Consider the following 21,898-nt stretch of genomic DNA (forward strand, 5'->3'; position numbering starts at 1 on the left):
GGGGGCCGTCGGAGGCGGTGGGGGTGGGGGTGAGGAGCGGGGGCGCACGGCCACTTTCGCGCCTTCTCGTCAGGAGCAGTTGTCAGCGGCGGGCGATACCCTCACAAGGCGCTTGTGACACATGTGTCTTACGACCACGGGGGGTGTCCATGCACGGCCGCGACCAGAACTTCCCTCGGGACTGCCCGGGAGGTCACCCGGGCATGTCGACCGGGGCGGGGATCGACGTCCAGCGACAACTGGAATCGCTGATCCAGGACTTCCGGGCCGGCGATCCTCCGATGCCGGTGATCGTGCTGCACGCGGAGGACGCCGCCGACGACGACCGCGTCACCGAACTCGTCGACGAACTGCGCGAAGGGCAGCAGCGCCACGGAACACGCCTGGCCGTCGCCCCGACCGAGCCCCAGCCGGGGGACCTCGACCCCACCGCCCAGGCCGTACGGCTCCTGCGCGACCTCGGCGACTCCCGGAAGTGGGGCGACCGTTCCGCGACCTACCGGCCCTACTCCTTTCCCCGCCTGGGCCTCGTGCGTGCTCTCCAGGAGGCCACCGACGATCCGGAGATGCGCGAGCACTGGCCGACAGCCCCGGCAGGCACCCCGGACGGGAACGCCCAGCGGGAGCAGGCCCAGACGCACCTTCTGCGCATCCTCGCCCGGCAGCGCTGGCGCCCCCGCAGACCCGCGCGCCGCAACCGGCAGGTGCTGCTCAACGACGTGCAGCAGTTCCTCCCCATGGGTGTCCTGGGAGCCTTCACCGCACTGCTCACCCGTCCCGAGTGGTACATCGCCGTGCTGGCGGGCATCGGGCTGATGATCCTGCTCGCCGCTCTGAACCACGTGCCCGGACGCGCACCCCTCTTCCTGTGGCTGCGCAGGGAGAGCCGGTGGTTCCTGACCACGACGTTCCTCCAGTCCGCCGCCCGCCGTCAGTCCACCAGCGTGCGGCTCCTGCGACCCGTCCGCTCCTGGCGGGCCATAGCGGCCCGCGCCTACGACGTGTCCGAGGCCATGCGCGAGGGCGGCCCGTTCCCCCTCCAGCTGTACGTGCTGGCGCTCTTCGAGGATCTGCGGGACAGCCACCGGCGCGGCAGCTGGGACCTGCGAGGGCTGAAGCGGACCCGGCCGCCGGTGCTGTTCCTGCGCCGGGTGGGCCGGGAGAACGGCGGCATCGAACTGATCAGGGCGGTCAGTGACGTCCGCAGCCGCCGCAGCGAACTCGACCCGCTGCTGATCGTGGCGGGCGTGGCGGCGGACGACGCGGCGCTGCTCGACCGGGGCACGGAGACGAGCGCGCCGGTGAACCGACCGCAGCCCCAGCCCCCGTCCCGGACCGGGCCCTCGCGCCTGCAGCAACGGTTGCGCCACTGGTACGACGAATGGGCGGGGAACCTCCGGGCCGACCAGTCGCCGAGCAGGACCAACGCCCTGCCCTGGGTGCTGCGGATGCCGCTGCCCCCTGACGAGCTGGTGCAGCTGCGCCAGACGGACTGGCGGTGCGTGCGGGCCGGGCACCGGCCGTCCGTGGCCCGTGTCGTATGGTCGGCGCACAGCCTGATCCTGGTCCTCGCCCTCGCCGCCACCGTCGGCGTCGTCCACGCCCGCGACCTGCACCGGACGTACTGCTCGGCGGGCCTGCTGACCGCCGACCGCGACACCGAACTGCGTCCCGCGCCCGGGGGCGGCACGGAGTGCGTCGGCATAGCCGCCTCGGACGTACGGTTCGGCGCTCACCTCTCCAGCGGAACCGACGAGGAGGGCGGGAGGCTGCGCGAGCTGGAGGAGCTGGTGCACGCCGAGAACGCCGAGGTGCTGCGCGACCACCCCGGCGCCTACGTCACGGTGGTGTACGCGGGACCGCTGAGCTCGGCCGCGGTGGACCCGTCCCTGGTCAAGGGCGCCGAGGAGCTGGCCGGTGTCTACCTCGCCCAGCGCGTCGTCAATGAGAACTACCGCGTGAAACTGCGGGTGCTGCTCGCCAACGGCGGCGCGGACATGGGGCACCAGCGCGTCACGGCCGACGCGATCGCCGAGTACGCCGACCGCGACCCGACCGTCGTCGGCGTCGTCGGCTTCGGCCGTGACCTGCAGAGCAGCCCCGACGTGACGCGCCGGCTCCACTCGGCGGGACTCCCCGTCGTCTCCGGCACCAACTCGGCGACCTACCTGCCGAAGGAGTTCTCCAACTGGTTCAGCCTCGCCGCTCCCGACGAGCACCAGGCGGAGGCGCTCGGTCTCGTCGCCCGGCAGCTGCGCGGCCGGGACAAGGCCCCGCACGCCCTGGTGCTGGCCCGGGACACGAAGCAGTCGCAGGACCGGTACACCAGCGAACAGGCCTTCTACGGCGGGGAGATGCTGAAGCGGGAAGGCTTCCGGCTGCTGCCCGCACGCACCTACCGGGTGGCGAACGGCAAGCCCGAACTGCGGCTGCACGCGGAGAGCATCTGCCGCGGCGAGAGCGTCCCGTCGGTGATCTACTTCGCCGGACGGGTCGAGGACATCGGGCCGCTGATGACCCAGCTGGGCGTCGAACCGGGCTGCGCGAACAGGGAGATCTCGATCCTCACGGGTGACGACCTGAGCAAGGCCAAGTTCTCCGGCACGGGCGGCCGGGACGGCGTGGCCCCGCGGATCACGCTGTACCACGCCGCCCTGGCCGAGCTGCGCGAAGCGGCGTCCGGGACCGCCTTCTACCAGGACGCCGCCGAGCACCTCCCCTGGCTCGAGGACGGGGAGGCCACGTACGACGCCCCCGACTTCGCCAGCGGTCAGACGGCCCTCGCCCACGACGCCACACGTGCGCTGTACTGGGCGGCCAGCCTCGGAGACGTACGCCAGAGCCGCGCCGCGACCTGGATCAACCTCAGGGGCGTCAAGCTCGACGGGATGGCCACCGGCACGATCGACTTCACCGACGCACCTCTGTACGGCGAACGGCACGGCCACAGCATCGTCCTCGCACGGGTCCGTCGCACCCCGGCGGGCGTGTCGAAGGCGGATGTCCTGTGCAGCAGACCGGCGGGCAACACGGAACCGCTCGATGTGAAGGAGTGCTCGATCAAGTGAGCCGAGTGCCGGGCACCGCCCCGGGAGGAGGCGCGGCGCCGGCCGCCGTTCAGGCGTAGAAGTCGGGAATCACCTGGTCCGCCGTCCCGACGGCCTGTTCGACACGCAGGACCTCCCGGCGCACGGCTCCGCCTTCCGCGATCAGCACGTCGGGGAGATGCGCTTCGTAGAAGCGGAGATACCCCACCGTGCCCACGGTCGTCGTACGATCGCCGAGCCACAGCACGATCCTGCGCAGATCGTCGAAGTCGTCGGGATGCGTCTCCTGCCGCACGGTCAGCGCCCATCCCGCGCCCTCACTGGAGTGCAACTCCCCCACCAGCGCGCCCCCGATCCGCAGCGCCGCGCCCCGGGTCTCCCACAGGCGGTCGGTGCGGGCACGGGCCGCCGGGTTGCCGCTGAGCAGCGCGTACAGCACGGCCATGAAGTGCGACTTACCTGGCCGAAAGAGGGTCTGTCAAACGAACGGTGTAACCAGGGGGGTTGGGGTTACTGACGAGCTGCGGAGAGGCGGCCGTCGAAAGTGATGTCGAAGGCGTTCAGGGCGGTCTTCCAGCGCATGGTCCAGCGGGCCTGGCCCTTGCCGGTGGGGTCCAGCGACATGATGGCCATGTAGACGCACTTCAAGGCGGCCTGCTCGTTCGGGAAGTGGCCGCGGGCCTTGACCGCCCGCCGGATGCGGGCGTTCACGGACTCGATCGCGTTGGTGGTGCAGACGATGCGGCGGATCTCGGTGTCGAAGCGGAGGAACGGCGTGAACTCCTCCCACGCGTTCTCCCAGAGCCGCACGATCGCCGGGTACTACTTGCCCCAGGCATCGGCGAACTCGGCGAACCGTTCAAGGGCAGCCTCTTCGGTCGCGGCGGTGTAGACGGGCTTGAGGACGCGGGCGATCTTGTCCCAGTCCTGGCGGGCGGCGTAGCGGAAGGAGTTCCGCAGCAGGTGGACCACACAAGTCTGGACCGTGGTGCGGGGCCAGACGGCCTCGACGGCGTCGGGCAGGCCCTTGAGACCGTCGCAGACGAGCATGAGGACGTCGTTGACGCCGCGGTTCTTGATCTCGGTGAGGATGTGCATCCAGTGCTTGGCGCCCTCGCCGCCGTCGCCGGCCCACAGGCCGAGGATGTCGCGGCGGCCCTCGACGGTGACGGCCAGGGCCACGCAGATCGGCCGGTTGGCCACGGCGCCGTCGCGGATCTTCACGTGGATCGCGTCGATGAAGATCACCGGATAGACGGCGTCGAGGGGCCTGTTCTGCCATTCCGCCATGCCGTCCATGACCTGTCGGTGATGGTGGAGATCGTCTGGCGGGAGACTTCGGCGCCATAGACTTCGGCCAGGTGAGCCTGGACCTCAGCGGTCGTCAGGCCCTTCGCGGACAGTGAGATGACCATCGCGTCGACGCCGGACAGACGCTTCTGCCGTTTCTTGACGATCTTCGGCTCACGAAGGAGCCTTCACGGTCGCGGGGCACGGATATCTCGACCGGGCCGACGTCTGTGAGCACGGTCTCGGCGCGGGTGCCGTTGCGGGAGTTGCCGCCGTTCTTCCCGGCCGGATCGTGCTTGTCGTAGCCGAGGTGGTCATGATCTCGCCCTCGAGCGCGGACTCCAGCAGTCGCTTCGTCAGCTGCTGCAGCAGCCCGCCCTCACCCGTCAGCTGCAGGCCCTCGGCCTGGGCGCGGCCCACCAGCTCGTCGATGAGCTGGTCGTCCACCGCCTTCGCCGGCTGCGGCTCGGCCGCCTCAACGGACTCGGCCTCGGTCACGTTCTCACTGGTCATCGATGCATCTTCCTTGATCAGGAGTTACACCGAACGTTTTACAGTCCCGGCACGGTCGGAGATGCCGTTACTGGTGTCGCCCACCTGGCACAAGGCGATACTCAAGCGCTGTGGGGCGACGTTGCTGGAGTAGTAGTGGGCGGACTCGCTGGAGCCGCGTGCGGAGCAGCAGTCGCTGCCTCATCCCCAGCGACGTTGGGAGGCTCTCTGGGAGCCACCGCAGGGTGCTACGCGATTGCATGGAGTGCCGGGCAGATCGCCTCCAACGCGGTAAGCGGAGGCTAAGAGATCAGGACTCTGGGGCGGGGAATGCAATCGCCCCGCCCCAGAGTCAAGGAAGAAGGGATCGCACATGCCCAACCTGGGATGGTCGCTGGAGCAACGGGCAGCGGTGAAGAGGTGGATGCTGTTCGCCACCCTCTTCGCCGTGGCCGGAGTAATCCTGTCGGTCTTTCTCATCGTTGCAGGAAATTCCGGCGGCTGGGTCATCCTGCTCATGACACTATGCATATATGGGGCCCTGACCGCAGATCGCCCGCCGCGGCCCCGAACACGGCTCCGGCCTGGCTGCCCAACGCTGGGTCGTCGAGCGAGCGTTCGCCCACCTGCACTGGTTCCGCCGCCTGCGCATCCGCTGGGAGATACGCGATGACATCCACCAAGCCTTCCTCAGTCTCGCTTGCAGCATCATCTGCTGGCGACGACTGAAGAAGCTCCGACCGCGTTAACGTTCGTTGTCCTGGGCGGCCCTGAAACCGTGATCCTCGATGACCGGGAAGACTTGCTGTGTAGTGGTGATCCAGGCATCGATGTCGGCATGAGACGACCGGATAGCGCTGATCAGCGCCTCGACCACCTGCAGCTTCGCCTTGCCGACGTTCAGGCTGAGCTCGTCCATCGACACCTCTTGGTACGACATGACCAGCTGCCACCAGAAGCGCATGAGGAAGCGGCATTCCTGCGGGTCACGGTCGTCTGCGAGGCGATCATGAATGACCCTCTGGACACGCCGCCGCTGCTCATCATCACGAAAGCCGTTCTTGAGGTCAGTCAGGGTCACATCCGGACAGTAGCAACCACGCTCGTTCACGGCACCGAACAAGCACTCAAGTCCGCGTAGAGCATTCCGTTAGGGGTTCTAAGGGCCCGCATGCACCTGGCAGGCCCACAGGCTCGGGGTTCCCGGGTACGTGTCGCGCAGCGTGCGTACCGCCCTGTGCAGGGCCTCGGCCGTGCGGGCGACGTCGAGTGTGCCGTCACCCGTGTCCAGGGTTTCGTACACGCTGAGCGCGACCTCGGCCGCGATCACGTCGTCGACATGCCACAGCGAGCCGACCACATGGGGGAAGCCCGCCATCTGGAAGGCGCTGACGATGTGGACCGCCTCGTCGGCGAGTTCGGGGCTGGTGCGCAGAGTCGCGCAGGCGGAGAGGTAGGCGAGCCGGACCGAGGGCAGCCGGAGGCGGGCCAGGTCACGGACGGTCAGCGGGTGTTCGGTGTGGTCGTGCAGGACGAGTCGGCTGCCGGACGGATGTTCCAGGTCGCCCAGGGCGTGGCAGGCGAAATGGGCGTGGGCGTGGCGGTGCAGTGCGGAGACGACCGCGGAGTGGGTGGCCGAGGTGTCCGCCAGCAGTGCGGCACCGGGGAGCGTGCGGGCCAGGTGCTCCGCTTCGCGGCGTGCGCCCGGGAGGGGGGCCTGGCCGGTAGCTCGCTCGACGCTGACGACGAGGGTCCCGGTGCCCGCCGGGCGGGCGGCGCGGCGACGGGCGTGGTGCAGGGCCCGCAGTGTCGGCGTGTACGAGGAGACCACCCGGTCGAGGGCGCCGGGGGCGCCGTCGGCGGGGGCTGCCGCGTGCAGGGGCAGCGTGCCCAGCAGGCCACCGGGCGACCACCACACGCGGGTTGCCCCGGGGAGGTGGTCGAGGACCGGGCCGGTGGCCGTCTGCCACAGCCAGGCGAGGGTTTCCCGTACGTCCTGCTGGGCGCGCTGCGACTGCTTGCGGGAGGTTCCGGGCGTCTCGATGCGGAGCAGGGCGTCCTGGAGGGTCTGCCGGCGCATCGTCGTCGTCCGCGGGTCGAGACCGGGGAGCGGTACGGCGTCGATGGAGTGTCCGGTGACGACGAGGGCGTCGCTGCCGTGTGGAGAGACGTTGACCAGGACCACCGGGCCCGCCGCGGCCGTCGCGCGCAGTTCGCGTTCGTCCCAGTCCCGCACCGGACGCAGCATGCCCAGTTCGGGATGTTCGGCGCGTATCCGGTCGGTGAGCTCCCGCCACTCGGCGGCCAGTCGCTGCCGCAGATCGGCGCGGGCGTCGGGGGCGGGCGGTCCTTCCTCGGGGAGTTCCCCGCTGTCGGTCGCCGTGTCGAGGGCGTCCCGGAGCTCCTCGAAGCGGGCGGCGAGGCCGGGGGCGGTCTCCCGGAGCCGGGTCAGATCGCTGTCGGCGTCGAAGGCGTGGGAGAGGGTCACGCCCCGGGCCTGTTCGAGCAGACGGACGGCGAGTCCGGGCCGGCCGCAGCGCACCGCGCAGGCAGCGGCGGCGGCCCCCAGGCCGACGGTGCGGCTCAGTACGAACTCCTGGTCGTCGCGGACGAGCTGGCGGGGTGCCACGGAGTGCAGCAGGTCGACCGCGACCACGTAGCCGTCCAGTGCGCGGTCCCAGTCGCCCAGCTCCGCCCGGATGTCGCCCCAGGCCCGTGCCGCGCCCAGCCGCTCGAAGGGCGCACACTGCTGTTCCAGGGCCGCTTCCCGGAGCACCTCGGCCGCCGCGGTCAGATTGCTACGACGGCTGCGGTCCGGGCCCAAATCGTACAGGGCGTAGCCGAGGCCGGTCAGACGGAGCGCGCGCTGGGGGTGGCCGGGCGGAGTGGCCTCGACCGCCCGGCGGTGCAGCGCAATCACCTCGCCCCGGCCCGCCGATGACAGCAGGGCACGTGGGCTCACCGTCCGGGCCCTTGCGGCCACCACCAGGGCGCCCGGCAGATCGGGCGAGTTCGCGGGCAGCGCCGCGATCACCGCGTCAGCCAGTTCGCGCGCTTCGCGGACCTCTGCCGTCCGCAGCGCCTGTGGGCTGCGGGACAGCAGGGCGACGGCGAGGCGGTGCCGTCGTCGGGGCAGTTGGGGGTCTCCCTCCGAGGTCAGGGACAGAGCTTCCCTGAAAAGCCCTACGATTTCGTCGAGTTGCGCGTCCGGATCAGTGGCTCGTTCGAGGCCCGTCATCAGGCCGATCCCCGTCGAGCCCAGCAGTGCGGCGTGGTGGGCGCGGCCGAGGCCGGGCAGCGTGGCGGCACGGCGCCGGCATGCCCGGGCCTCCCGCAGGTCTTCGCCGTCTCCGGTCATCCGGTGGCGCAGGCCCAACGCCGCACCGAGGTTGAGCAGCCGCAGGCCGAGGACGCCGTGCCCTTCGGGGGTGAGCGCCACCGCCTCGCGATGGGCCGCCACGGATTCGTTCAGCTCCTCTCTGTCTCCCGAGCGTTGGTGGCAGGCGACCAGCACCAGGCCGAGGTAGTTGAGCACCGCGGGACGGTCCGGGTGGCCCGGCGGCATGAGGGGCTCGGCCTCTCGGAGACGCCGCAGCGCCTCGTCGAGGTCCGCCCCGTGCGCCTGCGGATCGCGTGTGTAGCGGGTGTACAGGACCAAGGCGGGGGCAAGAAACGGCACGTCCGGGCCCGTTGCCGTCCCTGTGGGGGCGGTGGCGGGGTCGATGAGGTCGTGCGCCGCGTCCAGATCGGCCGGAGCCCCGGTCACGACGGAGCGGGTACGCAGAGCGTTGCCCAGGGCGTTCCGCAGGGCCGCCCGCTCCCCCGGACTCCGCGCCACCCGGAGCGCCTCGGCCAGCACCTCCACCGCCTCGTGCAGGTCCTCCACCAGGCCGGTGTGCTGCGCCCGCAGGACTAGCGCCATGCCCAGGTCGTGGCCCGCCGCGCCGGGCCCCCGTAAGTGGCCGGCGAAGCCCCGGCGGCACAGGTCCACCACTTCGTCGCACTCCTGCGCCGTCGCCCCCTGCGTCTGCCGCAACGTCAGCAGGGCGCTTCCCAGACCGGCGATGCCATCGGTCAGGTGCGGGTGTCCGGGCGGTAGTTGGGCCACTACATCACGTGCGATGCCCACCGCTTCGTACAGGTCCTCGGCGTCGAACGACTCACGGAAGCGGTTCAGGAGCCGACGGCCCAGACCGTCCAGGGCGAGGAGACGTGCGGGGGAGGCGGCCGGGGTGCGCTTGACGGCACCGTGGACGAACCGGACCGGATCCGCGTCCGCCAGGTCCCCGAACGGCCAGGGCCTCCCGCTGAGGGACACGGCACGGGACAGTTCGTCGAGCCGGTCCGCGAACCAGGGTTCGTACTCCCATGTCGCGAGGAGGGCGAGGCTGCCGCATCCGATCGCGCTGATGAGCCGGGTCTCCCGGGAGGGGGTCGTCGCGGCCATGAGCGCGGCCATCTCGTGGAGCCGCAGCATGTCTTCGTCGGCGTCCGGCGGCGGGTCGTGCTGCCGTCCCTCCGTCGCGATTCTGAACGCGGCACACAGGGCCGACCACTCGGCGGGACCGTCCGCGTTCGCCGGGTCGGGGCGAGCGGCGGGGTCGGCGGACGCGTAGCCCGCCGCCAGCTCCGGGGGTACCGACGTCGGATCGGCGACCCACACCGGGAAGAGCAGTGTTCCGGCCATGGCCCCGTGGACGGTGTCGCGGTTCCCCGGTTCCGTCATCGCGCGGGTGGCGCAGAGCCAGCCGGCCGCGTGCCGGGCCTCCATGTCTCTCGTCGTATCGGCGGTCCGCAGCAGTCCGCGGAGTTCGGCATCCGCGTCGATCCCGAACAGCACGCTCCTGGCCGCACCCTCGTCCGCCGTCACGGCCCGGCCGAGGCGCGCGTGAATCGACTCAAGGAACCAGTCCCGGTCGTACCTCACCCGTCGCTCCCCCCTTCCGCACCCTCCGTCGGCTCGGAGGCCGCGCCAAATCATGCCCGACTCTGCCTTATTTACGGCACACTTGGACCATGACGTCCCCTGCCGACCTGCCCCGGCCCGACCCCCGGGCGGCAGCCGCGTTGTGCGCCCTGCTCGGCTCACCGGAGGACCTTCGGCAGCCCGGTGTCCGGGAGGCGGCCGAGCGCGCGCGTGACCTCCTGCGATCGGGTGCGGACGCCGACGAGCTCGCGATCTGCTACCGCGCCCTGGACACGGCGTTACGCCGGAACGGGGATGCACGCGGACTGGTCAACGAGTCCCGAGGAACGACGGTCCCCGGCATCACGCCCCACATCAAGGTCGCCGTATGTCCTGGACCGACCCGCTGCATCCGCGCCGAACGGGCCCGCGACCTGCTTCCCGCCCCGTACTGTGCCGTCCACGGCACCCGCATGCGCAAGGCCCGACTGGGCTCCGCGCAGTGACCCCACTCCCGTGAACCCGCTCCTCGCCACCCTGGGCGGCAAACTCACCGAGCGCTGGCTGAATCTGCTGGTCCTCCCCGGCGCCCTGTTCCTGGCCGCCACTGCCGTCGGCGCCACCCTGGGTCACCGCCACTGGCACGACGTCGACCGGCTGCGCACCACCCTGGACGACCTCGCCGCCGACCCCGTTCTGGACCGCACCGGCACCGCCGCGCTCCTGGTCGCCCTCGCCCTGCTCGCCGCGACCGCGGCCTCACTCGCCGCGCAGTTCCTCGGTGGCGCGATCGAGCGGTGGCGACTGCGCTTCGGCCACGACCCGTTCTCGCGCGCCAGGACCGCACGCCGGGCCCGCCAGTGGCGGGAAAGGGACGCGCGGTTCGACGAAGCCGTCGGCCACGCCCACCGGACGACCACCGGGTCCGATGGATCCGGCGGGTCGGTGACGGACCGGGGCAGAGCCCTGGAACGGGTCCATGCCCTCGCCGAGGCCCGTGACCGCATCGCGCTGCGCGCACCGGTCCGCCCCACCTGGTACGGCGACCGTATACAGGCAACGGCCCACCGCCTCGACGCCGCCTACGGGGTGGACCTGGCCGTCCTCTGGCCGCGGCTGTGGCTCACCCTCCCCGAACCGGCCGTGCGCCGCCTTCAGTCGGCTCACGACTCCTTCAGTGCCGCCGCCCGCCTCAGCGCCTGGGCTGTCGGCTACGCCCTGCTCGCCTGTTGGTGGTGGCCGGCCGCGGCGGCCGCCGTCTGCTGCGCCGTCGTCGCCCGAACCCGTGCCCGGACCTCCCTGGACGCGCTCGCCGGCCTCATCGAGGCAGCCGTCGACGTGCACGGCCGTGAGCTGGCCACCAGGGTCGGCCTGATCTCACCGGAGACCTCGGGGCGGCTGACTCCCGACACGGGGGACGTGATGTCGGAGGTGTTCAGGAAGGCCGAGTAACGGCCAGGGGCGTGCGGGTGATCCGTGCGTGGGACGTCGCGAGCACGGTCACCGAGGTCACCACGATCACCGCCGGGCGGTACCCGACGGGGTCCGCATCGGTACAGAGTCCGGTGCCCGCGCGCGCCTCATCCGGCTTCTCTCGGCCAACCCCCGGCGACGCTCAAAGATGTGACGAAACGCCGGCTCGGCACATCCCGTTGCGTTCAAGCCATTGACACGTGCATTACATGGGCTTTACGTTCCGGCCATCTGAGAGCGCTCTCAGAGTCTCCCCACTGTCACGACTTGAGGTGACGCATGCCATCCCCACGCACCAGACCGGCCACCGTTCTGCTGCTGGCCTCAGCCCTCGCCGTCGCCGGCCTGGGCGGCCCGGCCGCCGCGCCGGCGTCCGCCGCCACCGTGCCTGTAGGCAACGGCAGTTACTCCGACACCCGGCCCCCCGGCACGTCGGGCCCCACCACCAACACGGGAACGCCGGTCACACCCAAGGTGACCGCGGCCGCCAGGAACCGGCCCGTACCCACCAACGACTGGTGGTCCTCCCTCGCCTTCCAGCGTTACGGCGACAACCCGTACTCGACGCCCATGTACGGGCACCCCCTCACCTACCAGGCCACGGCCGGCGGGCTCGACATCGGCTACCCGACATCCCCCACGATCGTCGGCGAGGGCCGCCAGTACGAGTACGCCCACAAGCGCGACCTCACCATCGGGCTGACCGGCCTCAACTCCCCCGACACCAAGGCCGACGACTGGTCCGACTGGACGGTCACCCCGTACTGGTCCGACGGCGCCCGCACCCTGCGCACCACCATCGGCCACGGCTCCCCGTTCGTCTACGCCAAGGGCTCCGGCGGCAACGCCCAGATCACCACCGCGGGCGCGCCCACCGTCTTCGCCGACCAGGGCAACGTCCTCGGTATCACCGTCGCCGGGCACCACTACGCCCTCTTCGCGCCGACCGGCAGCGACTGGAACGTCGCCGGATCCACCGTCACCGCGGGTCTCGGTTCCAAGGACTACTTCTCCGTCGCCGTACTGCCGTCCACCGGCGCGCTGGCGACGTTCAAGAAGTACGCCTACAGCTTCGTCTCCGGCTCCAAGGTCACCTGGAACTACACCGGAGGCACCGTCGGGGCCACCTACACACTCACCACCGAGGCGAAGGAAGGCACCGAGCGCGGCACGCTCCAGGCCCTCTACCGCCACCAGTGGCTGCACACCACGGACCCCCTCACCTCGTACACGTACGTCTCACCGCGCGGCACGATGAAGGTCCGTGAGGCGGCCTCCTTCACCACGAGCCAGAAGGCGTCGGCGGTGCTGCCCGCGCTGCCCAAGTCGAACGGCGTGGACACCGCCCGGCTGCGCGGATACCTGAACGACGTCGTGAACGCCGCCGACCCCTTCTCCGGGGCCTCCGACACGTACTGGACCGGCAAGGCACTCGGCCGCCTCGCCCAACTCGTCCCGGTGGCCGACCAGATCGGTGAGACCGCCGTCCGCGACCGGATGCTCGGCCTGATGAAGGGCAAGCTCCAGGACTGGTTCACGGCGGGTGGCGCGAACGAGTTCAGCTACGACAAGGACTGGAAGACGCTCACCGGCTACCCCGCCTCCTACGGCAGCGACACCGAGCTGAACGACCACCACTTCCACTACGGTTACTACGTCTACGCGGCAGCTGTCATCGCGCAGTACGACCCGGCGTGGGCCGCGGAATCCGCCTGGGGCGGCATGGTCAAAACCCTGGTACGGGACACCGCCAACCCCAGCCGCACCGACACGTCCTACCCCTTCCTGCGCGGCTTCGACATCTACGCGGGCCACGGCTGGGCCTCCGGCCACCAGGGCTTCGCCGCCGGCAACAACCAGGAGTCCTCCTCGGAGTCCACCAACCTCAGCGCCGCCCTGATCCTCTGGGGCTCCGCCACCGGCGACACCTCACTGCGTGACCTCGGCACCTTCCTGCTGACCACCGAGTCGGAGTCCATCGCCCAGTACTGGTTCGACGCCGACGAGCAGGTCTTCCCGTCCTCCTTCGGCCACGACACGGCCGGCATGGTGTGGGGCAGCGGCGCCGCGTACGCCACGTGGTGGACCGCCAACCCCGAGGAGATCCACGGCATCAACGTCCTGCCGGTGACCGGTGGTTCGCTCCACCTCGGCGGCGAGAAGGCCGCCATCCGGCGCAACATCGCCGAGATGGAACGGGAGAACGGCGGCCCGGCCGTCGAATGGCGTGATCTCCTCTGGGAGTTCGAGTCCTTCGCCGACCCTGCCGCGGCCAAGGCCAAGTGGGACGCCGGCCACGCCGGTTACACCCCGGAGGAGGGGGAGTCGAAGGCGCACACCTACCACTGGCTCACCACCCTCGACACCCTCGGCGCACCCGACGCCACCGTGACCGGTGACATCCCCACCTCGGCCGTCTTCACCAAGGGAACGACCCGGACCTACGCGGCCCACAACCACGGAGCCACGGCCCGCACCGTCACCTTCTCCGACGGCAAGACCCTCTCCGTACCGGCCCGTTCCACCGCGACCGGCACCGGAACCGGGTCCACGGACCCCGACCCCGACCCCGATCCGGAGCCGGAGCCGGAGCCGGAGCCGCCGACCGGGAACACCTTCCAGCTGCGCGGCGGTGGCGTCCTGACCACGGCGACCGGCGGCACGGCGGGCAGCGACACCATCGCCTCCGCCGGCGGCGCCAACCGCGACGGCGCCCCGTACCAGCCTCTCGTCTACCAGGTCCGCGGCGTGAACGGCACGCTCACCCCGGGCGCGCAGACCGCCTTCCGGCTCCAGGTGGACGCCGGCACCACGGTCGGGCTGGGCCAACAGGCACGGATCAGCTACGACTTCACCGGCGACGGCAGCTTCGACCGAACGGAGACGTACCACTACTTCGCAACCGACCCGGTCAATGGATGGGAGGAGTACACCCAGGCACGCGGCCTCAAGGCGTCCACGGGCACCCTGGGCAACCTGAGCGGCGGCACCGTACGCCTGGAGGTGTGGAGCGCCATCGGCAACGGCACCTCGAAGCTCCAGACGGGCACGGCCACGTCCGTGCTGGTGATCCCCTACAGCTGAACCGGCGCGCAAGACCCGCGGCGGGGACCGGCGTTCGCCCGGTCCCCGCCGCTCCCGCATGCGCCCAGGCCGGTGCGGGTGGAGCTGATCTGACTGAACGTCATGCTGTCGCACCGGCAGGGAAGTTCGGGCGATCAAGGGGCCACAAGTTACTCCGCGTGTACTTGCTACGCGGGTAGAACATCCACCGTCGGGCTTATAGGCTGACTTTTTGTTGAGCCCATGCGGTGCGTGGCCGTTCGTCATGCCCGTGCGGGGCCCAGTGCGCCGTTCGCCTGCGTCACGGGTGAGCGCGTCGTCGTGGATGTTGGCCGATGATGCCCAACACACGGCACCCGGAACCACCTTCCATCCTTCTTGGTCAAAAGGAGTACGCGCATGCGTCCACGCGTGTCGGCCACCACCGCACTGGTCCTGAGCATGACCGGATGCCTCACGTTCGCCCAGGGGACCGTCCAGGCGTCTCCGCTGCCCTCGTCGTCCCATGTCCTGCCCGGTCAGGCGCGTGACTGCTCCGACTCGGTCCGTATCCGGGCCTTCTCGGACGACCTGGACAAGAAGACCCTGGACGGCGTCTACGTAGGCAACATCTCCGCTCTCGCGGTAGACCGGGGTGGCCGGATCACCGCGGTGTCCGACGAGTCGTACGTATACTCCCTCGCCGTGCGAGAACGCGCCCATGCACTGACCGCCGAGGCGAAGACCGTGGCACCCCTCGCAGACCTGAACGGCACGGCGCCGGACTCCGAGGGGCTGGTCATCGACCGGGACGGCGCCCGGCTGATCAGCTCGGAGACCGAACCCTCCGTCACCCGCTACGACCGCGACGGCACGCCTCTCGAGGCACTTCCCGTACCGGCCGCTCTCGCTGTGGCTCCGGCAGGCCGCGCCGTACGCAACGAGACCTTCGAAGGGCTGACCCTTCAGCCCGGCGGACGGACTCTGATCGCCTCCATGGAGGGGTCCCTCGCCGGGGACGAGGCCGGCGTGGTCCGCTTCCAGACCTGGAATCGCGCGGGACTCGGCAAGCCCTTCGCCATCGGCGCCCAGTACGGCTACCGGGCCGATGCGGGCCTTGGAGTGGTGGAGTTGGCGGCTACCGGGGACGGTCGGCTCCTCGTCCTCGAACGCGGCTTCACCGCGGGTGTCGGCAACACGGTCCGCCTGTATCTGGCCGACCTGAGCCGGGCCGAGGACGTCAGCGGGACCGAGAACATCGCGGCAGGCGATTCGGTCCGCCTGGCCTCGAAGACGCTGCTGGCCGACCTGGTCGACTGTCCGACCCTCGGCGCCACGTCCGAACAGCCCCAGCCCAACCCGCTACTGGACAACATCGAGGGCCTCGCCGTGACCGGCCACACAGGCCACGGACGCATGCGCATCCTTCTGGCCAGCGACGACAACGAACGGGAGACCCAGATCACCCGCCTGTACTCCCTCGACGTCCGCCTGCCCCGCTGAGCGCCCCGGTCGGCGAGCCCCGCACCGCGAGCCGTGGCTTGGGGTCCTTGATCTCCGCTCTCTGCTAACCCCGTTGCAGGGCCGCGCGATTCACCTGGGCGAGGAGCGGCGGCTCGGAGTCACCCTCGTAACCGAGGTGGAGTTCCTGCCGTGCCCGGGTGGCCATCACGTAGTAGGACATCCGCAAGGCCGCGGAGGTGGGATCGGCTGCCGCGTCCCGGTGCGTGTCCGGGATGACGACCGTGTCGAAGCCGAGCCCTTTGGCACTCGCACGGTGCACGATCACGATGCCGGGGCGGCCGAGGTCGAGATTGCGGTACAGACGCCCCTTGGACTCGGACGTGTACAACTGGGGCTTCAGCCGAGGGGCGCGGTTCTGAATGCTGGTGAGCAGAGAGAACTGCGTGTGCTTGGACCCGGCGATCACGCCGATGGTCTTCTTGGGCTGCTGCTCCGCGAGCAGGAGGGGCAGATCCGCGACACCTCGTTCGGGGAAGCGGTGCAGCCGCGGCGCCGGTCCCTGCCGGCCGGGCAGGACCGGCATGCCGGTCCCGTTGTGGAAGTGGGCCGCGAAGGACGCTATCTGTTCGGTGTTGCGGTGATTGCCGTCGAGTTCGTGCCGGGTGCAGCGACCGAGGTTGCGAGCGATCTCACCGAGGGTGGAGTTGGTGTCGGTGAGCCGCTGGCACTCGTCCGCGAAGACGGTCGTAGGAGCCTGGAGCATGCGACAGAGCAGGTAGAACTCGGGCGGCAGGTCCTGGCCTTCGTCGACGACCAGGGTGGGGGCGGTGGACGCGGGGTCGGCGGCCCGGTTGTGGAGCGCGTCCCAGTCGTACCAGCCGTCTTCGGCGCGGGGCGGTGTCGCGCCGTACCAGTCGGCGAGCCAGCTGTGCGCCGTCATGACGCGGACCGACCGGTCCGCCGGCCCCAGCGCGTGCACGGTCCCCGCGAGGGACTGACGCAGCAGGTTCGAATAAGTCAGCAAGACCACGGGCGTGCCGGTGAGGGCGAGCATGATGGCGCGCTGCGCGGCCAGGATGCTCTTGCCGCTGCCCGGTGGCCCACTGACCAGATGGTTGCCGTCGAAGGGCAGGCCGTCGAGCCCCGCGCGCTGGTCGGGGGCGAGGTCGAGGTAGGTGATGGTCATGACTGCTCCAGGGCATCGGCCGCGGCGGCGCGGGCCGCGCTGACGATGGGTTGCAGGTAGCCGGGAACCCGCTCGCCGCCGATGACGAGAGCGCGGTCCAGGAGGCTGTTCCCGGCCTCGCAACTGGTCTCAGGTAGCAGGGCACAGGCGTGGCAGGCGGCCCTGTTCAGGTTGCCGAACCCCTGCCCTGCGTGTTCGGCGCACAGCGGGTCGGCGGAGCACCAGGCGGCCGACTCGGTCATGCGCAGGAGGGTTTCGGCCAGTCGGGGTGGTTCACCCTGGCGGACGAGCCCGCCCAGGGTGCCCTCGGCGTCACCGGCGGCCGTGTAGACGAGGACGCCGTACTGGTCCTGCTCGGGTCGGGCGTAGATCCGCTCGCGCAGGCTCGCCGTGGTGTAGCCGGACTCGAAGGACAGCTGCCGGATGAGCAGGTGGGCCAGGGTATGCAGGAGGACGAAGCGGGGTGACAGTTCCGGTCCGGTCACGCTCTCCAGCCGGTCCTTCTGGAAGGAGCGGTCGAGGTCGGCACGCATGCCCTTCACGCGCCTGCGGACGTCCGGATCGTCTTCCCAGTCCTTCAGTGCGGCACGGTCCAGGGTGAGGAAGATGCCCTCGCCGAAAACCTCGACGGCAGGAAGCCACTTCAACCGGCGGGAGGTGTCGGCAGGAACGACGGTTGCGTCCGGGGAGACCCGGGTGAAACCCGACAGGGCGCGGACCTCACGGAGCCGGTCGGCGAGGACGATGCGGCCGAAGTGGCCGGCGAGACCGGCCCACGGTTCGGCGGTCTCCTCCGCCAGTCCGAGCGTCGTCTCGCGCAGAGCGAAGTCCCGGGTGGCGGGCGGGACCGGTGCCGTGAACGCGGCCCATTCCTCCCTGCTCAGGTCCGGCTTGGCGGGGCCTTCGGACGCGGCAGCGGTGGTGGTCGGACTCATGACGCCCGTCTCCTCGGCGAGGAGAGCGTCCAGCAAGGCGTCATCGGCGCCCGTGTCCTCCTGGATCATCTGCCGGAAGAGCACGGCGCGCGGGGATGCGGCATCCCGGCACAACGACACCCACAGGTGGTGTTCACGCACCTGGTCCGCGAGCGCGTCGTCGGCGTGCGCGGGTACATCGGTCTCGGGGATGTCGAGCGCCGAGTGAACGATCGGGTAGTACAGGTTGCCGGCGGTACGCTGCACGATCTGCACGGGCCTCGGGCACTGCACGGCCTCGCTCGCGCGCTGCCACGGGTTGCGGCCCGAGCAGCGCAGGCCGTGCGTGCCGAGCACGTCGAGCAGGTCCCGGACGGCCCCGCAGTCCTTGGCGGTGCAGGCGACGGACAGCGCTTCGAGGCCGGAGGCCCGCTCCGAGACGAGGAACTTCAGTTTCTCGCGCTCCCCGCACTGCCCCCGCTCGCCCCCGTCCCGCCGTGAGTGCGCCCAGAACCACCAGTCGACGTCGCTGAGATGACCGGCCTGGCAGATCTGCACGAACCGCATGGGTGCCAGGGTCCGCGCCGGGGAGCAGGACGGGCAGCGTGGTGCCTGTCCGTGTTTCTCATCGGCGATCCGCCATCGCTTCATGCGTCGGCACGCCCCGCAGAACAGCCAGGAGGGGAAGCGGATGTAGGGCGCTCCGGGCGCGTCGGCAATGTCGAAGCGGTCGTTGGCGGTGGCGGGAGCGGCGAAGAAGCCGGAGACGCCCAGGCGGCCCGCGAGCCGGGCCGACTCGATCGGCTGCCTGCCGCGCGACGGCCAGTCGCCGATGCCGGTGGCGACGAACGACTCGCCCTGGATGTCGAAGACGGCCCCGACTCCGAAGGGCACCACGGTCTGCGACTGACGTACCCGCAGCGTGCGGCTCACAGGTCGGCTCCCTTCACTGTCACCTGGCATTCCCGGTCGACGTTGCGCATGGAGTTCGGTGTCTCCCACAGGCCGTAGAGCTGCTCGAAGCTCTTGATGAGGTTGGACTGGCCCTTGCCCTGACTGCGGTAGTACAGCTCGCGGCCGTCCTTGCGGGCCTGGCGCGCGAGGTCCTCCCAGTCGGCCAGCAGCCCGGCGAGTTCCTTGCGCACCGCGTCACCCGCGCCCGGCTCCGCGGTCTCGGCGCGGGCGGCCAACTCCTCGATCAGCGTCTCCGCTTCCGGCATCCGGTCAAGGATCGCTCCCGCCTGGTTCTCGGCCGCGAGTCCGAGCCGGTGCCGTACGAGGACGACGAGCACGGCGTGCAGGGCGCGGCGCCGGGAGGGAACGGACCAGGGGGTGACGCTGGTCGGTTCGACGTGCCGGTAGAGGGCGCGGTGATAGACGTCGAAGGTCTCGTAGTGCGAACGGTCCCTGGGGCGGGTGGCGTTGAAGAAGGTCACCACCAGACCGGGTACGGAGTGCCGGCCCACGCGGCTGGTGGCCTGGATGTACTCGGCGGTCGTCTTGGGCTGGCCCTGCATCAGCATCAGGGCGAGCCGCTTCACGTCGACACCCACGGACAGCATGTTGGTGCAGGGCAGGAAGGACACCGACTTGGGGTCGTCCCAGCTCTTCTCCAGCCGGTCCAGCAGCACGGGCTGCTCGGAGCGGGGCAGGTTGCTGGTGAGTTCCTCGACCTGCTGGTCCGGCAGGGGACGTACGCCGTTGCCGGAGTCGAGTCCGGCGAGCTGGGCGGGGATGTCGTCGGCGGCGGCGGTGACCGTACGGCCCAGTTCGCGCAGGCTGTGGTGGTAGGCGACGAGGGTCCAATAGGCGTCCCGGTGTTCCTCGGGCAGTTCCCACGCTCCCTGGAGCAGGGCGGCGGCGGTGGCGACGGACGCGCGGCCGGCCGTGTGCCCCTGTGCCATGACACCGACGTAGCGGCGGCCCGGGCGGGAGGTGTCGGGCTCGGCGAAGTAGGAGTGGCGGGCGTCGAGCCCGGCGGGCGGGAAGAGCTGGACGTCTCCTCCGTAGAGGGCGCGCACCTGTTCCCCCGAGCGGCGGATGGTGGCGGTGGACGCCACGACCTTCGGACGGGTTCCGTCCGGTGCGGTGCACAGCCCGAGGACGGCGGCCTCGTAGAGGCCGACGGTGGTGCCGAGCGGGCCGGTGAGCAGGTGCAGTTCGTCCTGGATGACGAGGGACGGCGGGCGGTTCCCGGTGCCGGACCCGAAGAGGCGCCCCGCGCGGGGTTCCCAGGCCAGCCGGGCGAATTTGTCGACGGTGCCCAGGACGAAGGTGGGCGGACGGTCGTACAGGTGCTCGTCCACGACGGCGACGGGCAGCTCGTCGTGGAAGAGGCACGCGTCCCTGGGGCAGAAAAAGGCGAAGGAGTCGGCGGCGGCACGCACCCCGTAGTCGCCGATGTCGGGCGACTTGTGGGCGGGCAGGATGCGGGTGCCGCACCACGGGCAGCGGTCGAGGATGAACACGTCGTCCGGAGCCGCTGCGGCCCGCGCGGTCTCGAAGTCGCGGCGCGCTTTGTCGTAGCTGTTGGCGGTGGTGGTCTCACCGACCCACAGGCCGATGGAGAACGGCTCCTCACCGTAGGTGGCGGGGTCGGCGCGGCGCATGGACTCGAGGGCGCACACGGTCGTGGCGGCACGCTGGAACTGCTGCGTCGTCAGCAGGCTGAGGGTGTAGCGGCTGAGTACGGCGGTGCCTCCGCCGTCCGGCCCGCCCCGGCGCAGCACCATCACGAACGCGGCCAGCAGCAGGTACGCCTCGGTCTTGCCGCCACCGGTCGGGAACCAGATGAGGTCTGTGACAGCGCGGTCCGGGTGCCGGGGGTCGACGGCACCGTCGACGGCGAGCAGGAAGAACGCGAGCTGGAAGGGCCGCCAGGTGGCGTCCGGGAACGGCTCGGGGTCGGGCGGCACGGCCTGGTCGCGGCGGGGGCGCCGGGTGCCGGCGAGGTCGGCGACGGAGTGGCGCATCTGCAGCGCCATGGCGTGGTTGGCGGCCCGGAACGCGTGCAGCAGTTCGGGACGCCGGGGGTCGCAGAGGGTGCGTACGCCGGACTCGATGCGGGACACCGCGGTGCCGATCCGGGCGAGCACGCGCTGGGCGGCCTCGCGTCCCCACTCGGGCACCTCCGTGTTGAGCTGACCGACGTACCAGGCCCGGTAGGCGGAGGCGAACTCGCCCAGTTCCTCACGGAGCTGGTCGACGGAGACGGCCGGGTCGGCGAGGTGGGCGAGGCTGAGTACCGGTGTGTCGGTCAGTCCGGCGGCTCGTACGCCCGTGACCTCCGCCTCGGGCATCACGGCCGCCCGGAGCCCGGTCACCGTCTGCCCGCTGTCGTCCCGCAGTTCCTCGACGGCGCACCCGTGGCCCACGGCGTGGGTGCGCACGTGGCGGTACTGGAGACGCAGCTCCTGTTCCTCCAGGTCACGGCTGGCGAGGCGGACACTCGGGTACTGGAGCACCTGCCCGTCGACGGGCCGTGCCCGCAAATCCACTTGGAACAGCATGCCGTCCCAGTGGGCGGTCTTCCCCGAGGCGGGGTCGTACCGGGCCGCGTTGACGAGGGCGACGGTGACGAGCTTCCCCGCGCCGAAGTCGCGTCTCGTGATGCGGAGTTCGGCTCGCGCATCCAGCACGGAGACGTGATGACGGTCGGAAGCGAGAAGGTGTGTCTCGGCCGGGATCGCGATCCGTTGCCACGTGCGTCCGCGCTGACCGCTGCGCGACCGGGTGAGGTAACGGGCGGCGGAGCAGTCGACCTCGAGCGTCTCGGCGTCGGTGTAGAAGCTGAATCCGAGCGAGGACGGCAGCCAGGAGTTCGACTCCGGTACGGGGTCACCCGCCGGTGCGGTGTCCTCGGCTCCCCGCTCGGTGCCGGCCCCTTCGAACTCCTCCTTGGCGAGGTCGAGCTGACCCTGCAGATCGGCTTCCTGCGGGTAGAGGGTGCCCATCAGGTACTGCCGGTCGGGCGGTGCGTCGAGCGTCTCGTCGTCGCCGTCGACCGGGCCGACGAGTTGCCGCCGCAGGTGGGAGACGAGTTCCTGTCTGGGGTCCATGGCATTCCTGGTCTTCTTGGAGGAGG

General features: G+C 70.7%; 11 protein-coding genes and 2 pseudogenes. 6 read left to right on the forward strand and 7 right to left on the reverse strand.

Annotation, left to right across the window (positions count from 1 at the left end):
* Positions 1-203 precede the first annotated feature (203 nt).
* Positions 204-3,068: an ABC transporter substrate-binding protein gene (locus ACIF9R_RS18035; RefSeq protein ID WP_399980715.1), complete on the forward strand. Its 2,865-nt coding sequence runs from the start codon at positions 204-206 to the stop codon at positions 3,066-3,068.
* A gap of 49 nt (positions 3,069-3,117) precedes the next feature.
* Here ACIF9R_RS18035 and ACIF9R_RS18040 read toward each other — a convergent pair whose 3' ends face one another.
* Positions 3,118-3,432, reverse strand: coding sequence for a hypothetical protein (locus tag ACIF9R_RS18040; RefSeq protein WP_399980767.1), 315 nt, complete (start codon positions 3,430-3,432; stop codon positions 3,118-3,120).
* Positions 3,433-3,557: 125 nt separating this feature from the next.
* A pseudogene (locus ACIF9R_RS18045) lies at positions 3,558-4,850 on the reverse strand (IS256 family transposase).
* 524 nt (positions 4,851-5,374) lie between these two features.
* Here ACIF9R_RS18045 and ACIF9R_RS18050 point away from each other — a divergent pair.
* A pseudogene (locus ACIF9R_RS18050) lies at positions 5,375-5,578 on the forward strand (transposase); the annotation flags it as partial.
* Here the strand turns inward: ACIF9R_RS18050 and ACIF9R_RS18055 are convergent.
* Both ACIF9R_RS18055 and ACIF9R_RS18060 read right to left on the reverse strand, forming a co-directional pair.
* On the reverse strand, positions 5,575-5,910 hold the full coding sequence (locus tag ACIF9R_RS18055; RefSeq protein ID WP_399980718.1) for a hypothetical protein: 336 nt from the start codon (positions 5,908-5,910) through the stop codon (positions 5,575-5,577). The pseudogene ACIF9R_RS18050 and the gene ACIF9R_RS18055 sit on opposite strands and share 4 nt — an antisense overlap.
* A gap of 78 nt (positions 5,911-5,988) precedes the next feature.
* Complete coding sequence (locus ACIF9R_RS18060) at positions 5,989-9,756, reverse strand: CHAT domain-containing protein (protein ID WP_399980721.1); 3,768 nt, start codon at positions 9,754-9,756, stop codon at positions 5,989-5,991.
* 89 nt (positions 9,757-9,845) lie between these two features.
* Here ACIF9R_RS18060 and ACIF9R_RS18065 point away from each other — a divergent pair, with 89 nt between their 5' ends.
* The 4 genes from ACIF9R_RS18065 to ACIF9R_RS18080 all read left to right on the forward strand — a co-directional run bounded on the left by ACIF9R_RS18065 (position 9,846) and on the right by ACIF9R_RS18080 (position 15,753).
* Positions 9,846-10,241 carry a hypothetical protein gene (locus ACIF9R_RS18065; RefSeq protein ID WP_399980724.1) on the forward strand — a complete coding sequence of 132 codons (396 nt, stop codon included), beginning with the start codon at positions 9,846-9,848 and terminating at the stop codon, positions 10,239-10,241.
* Between the two features lie 10 nt (positions 10,242-10,251).
* Complete coding sequence (locus ACIF9R_RS18070) at positions 10,252-11,187, forward strand: hypothetical protein (RefSeq protein ID WP_399980727.1); 936 nt, start codon at positions 10,252-10,254, stop codon at positions 11,185-11,187.
* A gap of 300 nt (positions 11,188-11,487) precedes the next feature.
* The gene (locus tag ACIF9R_RS18075) at positions 11,488-14,292 is read left to right on the forward strand and encodes a glycosyl hydrolase (RefSeq protein WP_399980730.1); all 2,805 of its coding nucleotides are present in this window, start codon (positions 11,488-11,490) and stop codon (positions 14,290-14,292) included.
* Between the two features lie 378 nt (positions 14,293-14,670).
* Positions 14,671-15,753 carry an esterase-like activity of phytase family protein gene (locus ACIF9R_RS18080; protein WP_399980732.1) on the forward strand — a complete coding sequence of 361 codons (1,083 nt, stop codon included), beginning with the start codon at positions 14,671-14,673 and terminating at the stop codon, positions 15,751-15,753.
* A gap of 64 nt (positions 15,754-15,817) precedes the next feature.
* Here the strand turns inward: ACIF9R_RS18080 and ACIF9R_RS18085 are convergent, their stop codons facing one another.
* From ACIF9R_RS18085 to ACIF9R_RS18095, 3 genes are read right to left on the reverse strand one after another with little or no spacing between them, the layout of a single operon-like run.
* Positions 15,818-16,900 (reverse strand): DNA helicase, encoded by a 1,083-nt coding sequence (locus ACIF9R_RS18085; protein WP_399980734.1) that lies wholly within the window; start codon positions 16,898-16,900, stop codon positions 15,818-15,820.
* Positions 16,897-18,747 carry a DrmB family protein gene (gene drmB / locus ACIF9R_RS18090; protein ID WP_399980736.1) on the reverse strand — a complete coding sequence of 617 codons (1,851 nt, stop codon included), beginning with the start codon at positions 18,745-18,747 and terminating at the stop codon, positions 16,897-16,899. Before drmB ends, ACIF9R_RS18085 begins: the two co-directional genes overlap by 4 nt.
* Positions 18,744-21,872, reverse strand: a complete 3,129-nt coding sequence (locus tag ACIF9R_RS18095; protein ID WP_399980738.1) for a helicase-related protein — start codon at positions 21,870-21,872, stop codon at positions 18,744-18,746. Before ACIF9R_RS18095 ends, drmB begins: the two co-directional genes overlap by 4 nt.
* Positions 21,873-21,898: the final 26 nt, after the last annotated feature.

This window comes from Streptomyces sp. NPDC086080, assembly GCF_044540255.1.
Taxonomy (GTDB): domain Bacteria; phylum Actinomycetota; class Actinomycetes; order Streptomycetales; family Streptomycetaceae; genus Streptomyces.

Bases quoted from the DNA above. Each gene is read 5' to 3' on its own strand.
- ACIF9R_RS18065 (WP_399980724.1), top strand. From the start codon at position 9,846: ATGACGTCCCCTGCCGACCTGCCCCGGCCCGACCCCCGGGCGGCAGCC.
- ACIF9R_RS18035 (WP_399980715.1), top strand. From the start codon at position 204: ATGTCGACCGGGGCGGGGATCGACGTCCAGCGACAACTGGAATCGCTG.
- ACIF9R_RS18085 (WP_399980734.1), bottom strand. From the start codon at position 16,900: ATGACCATCACCTACCTCGACCTCGCCCCCGACCAGCGCGCGGGGCTC.
- ACIF9R_RS18080 (WP_399980732.1), top strand. From the start codon at position 14,671: ATGCGTCCACGCGTGTCGGCCACCACCGCACTGGTCCTGAGCATGACC.
- ACIF9R_RS18075 (WP_399980730.1), top strand. From the start codon at position 11,488: ATGCCATCCCCACGCACCAGACCGGCCACCGTTCTGCTGCTGGCCTCA.
- ACIF9R_RS18095 (WP_399980738.1), bottom strand. From the start codon at position 21,872: ATGGACCCCAGACAGGAACTCGTCTCCCACCTGCGGCGGCAACTCGTC.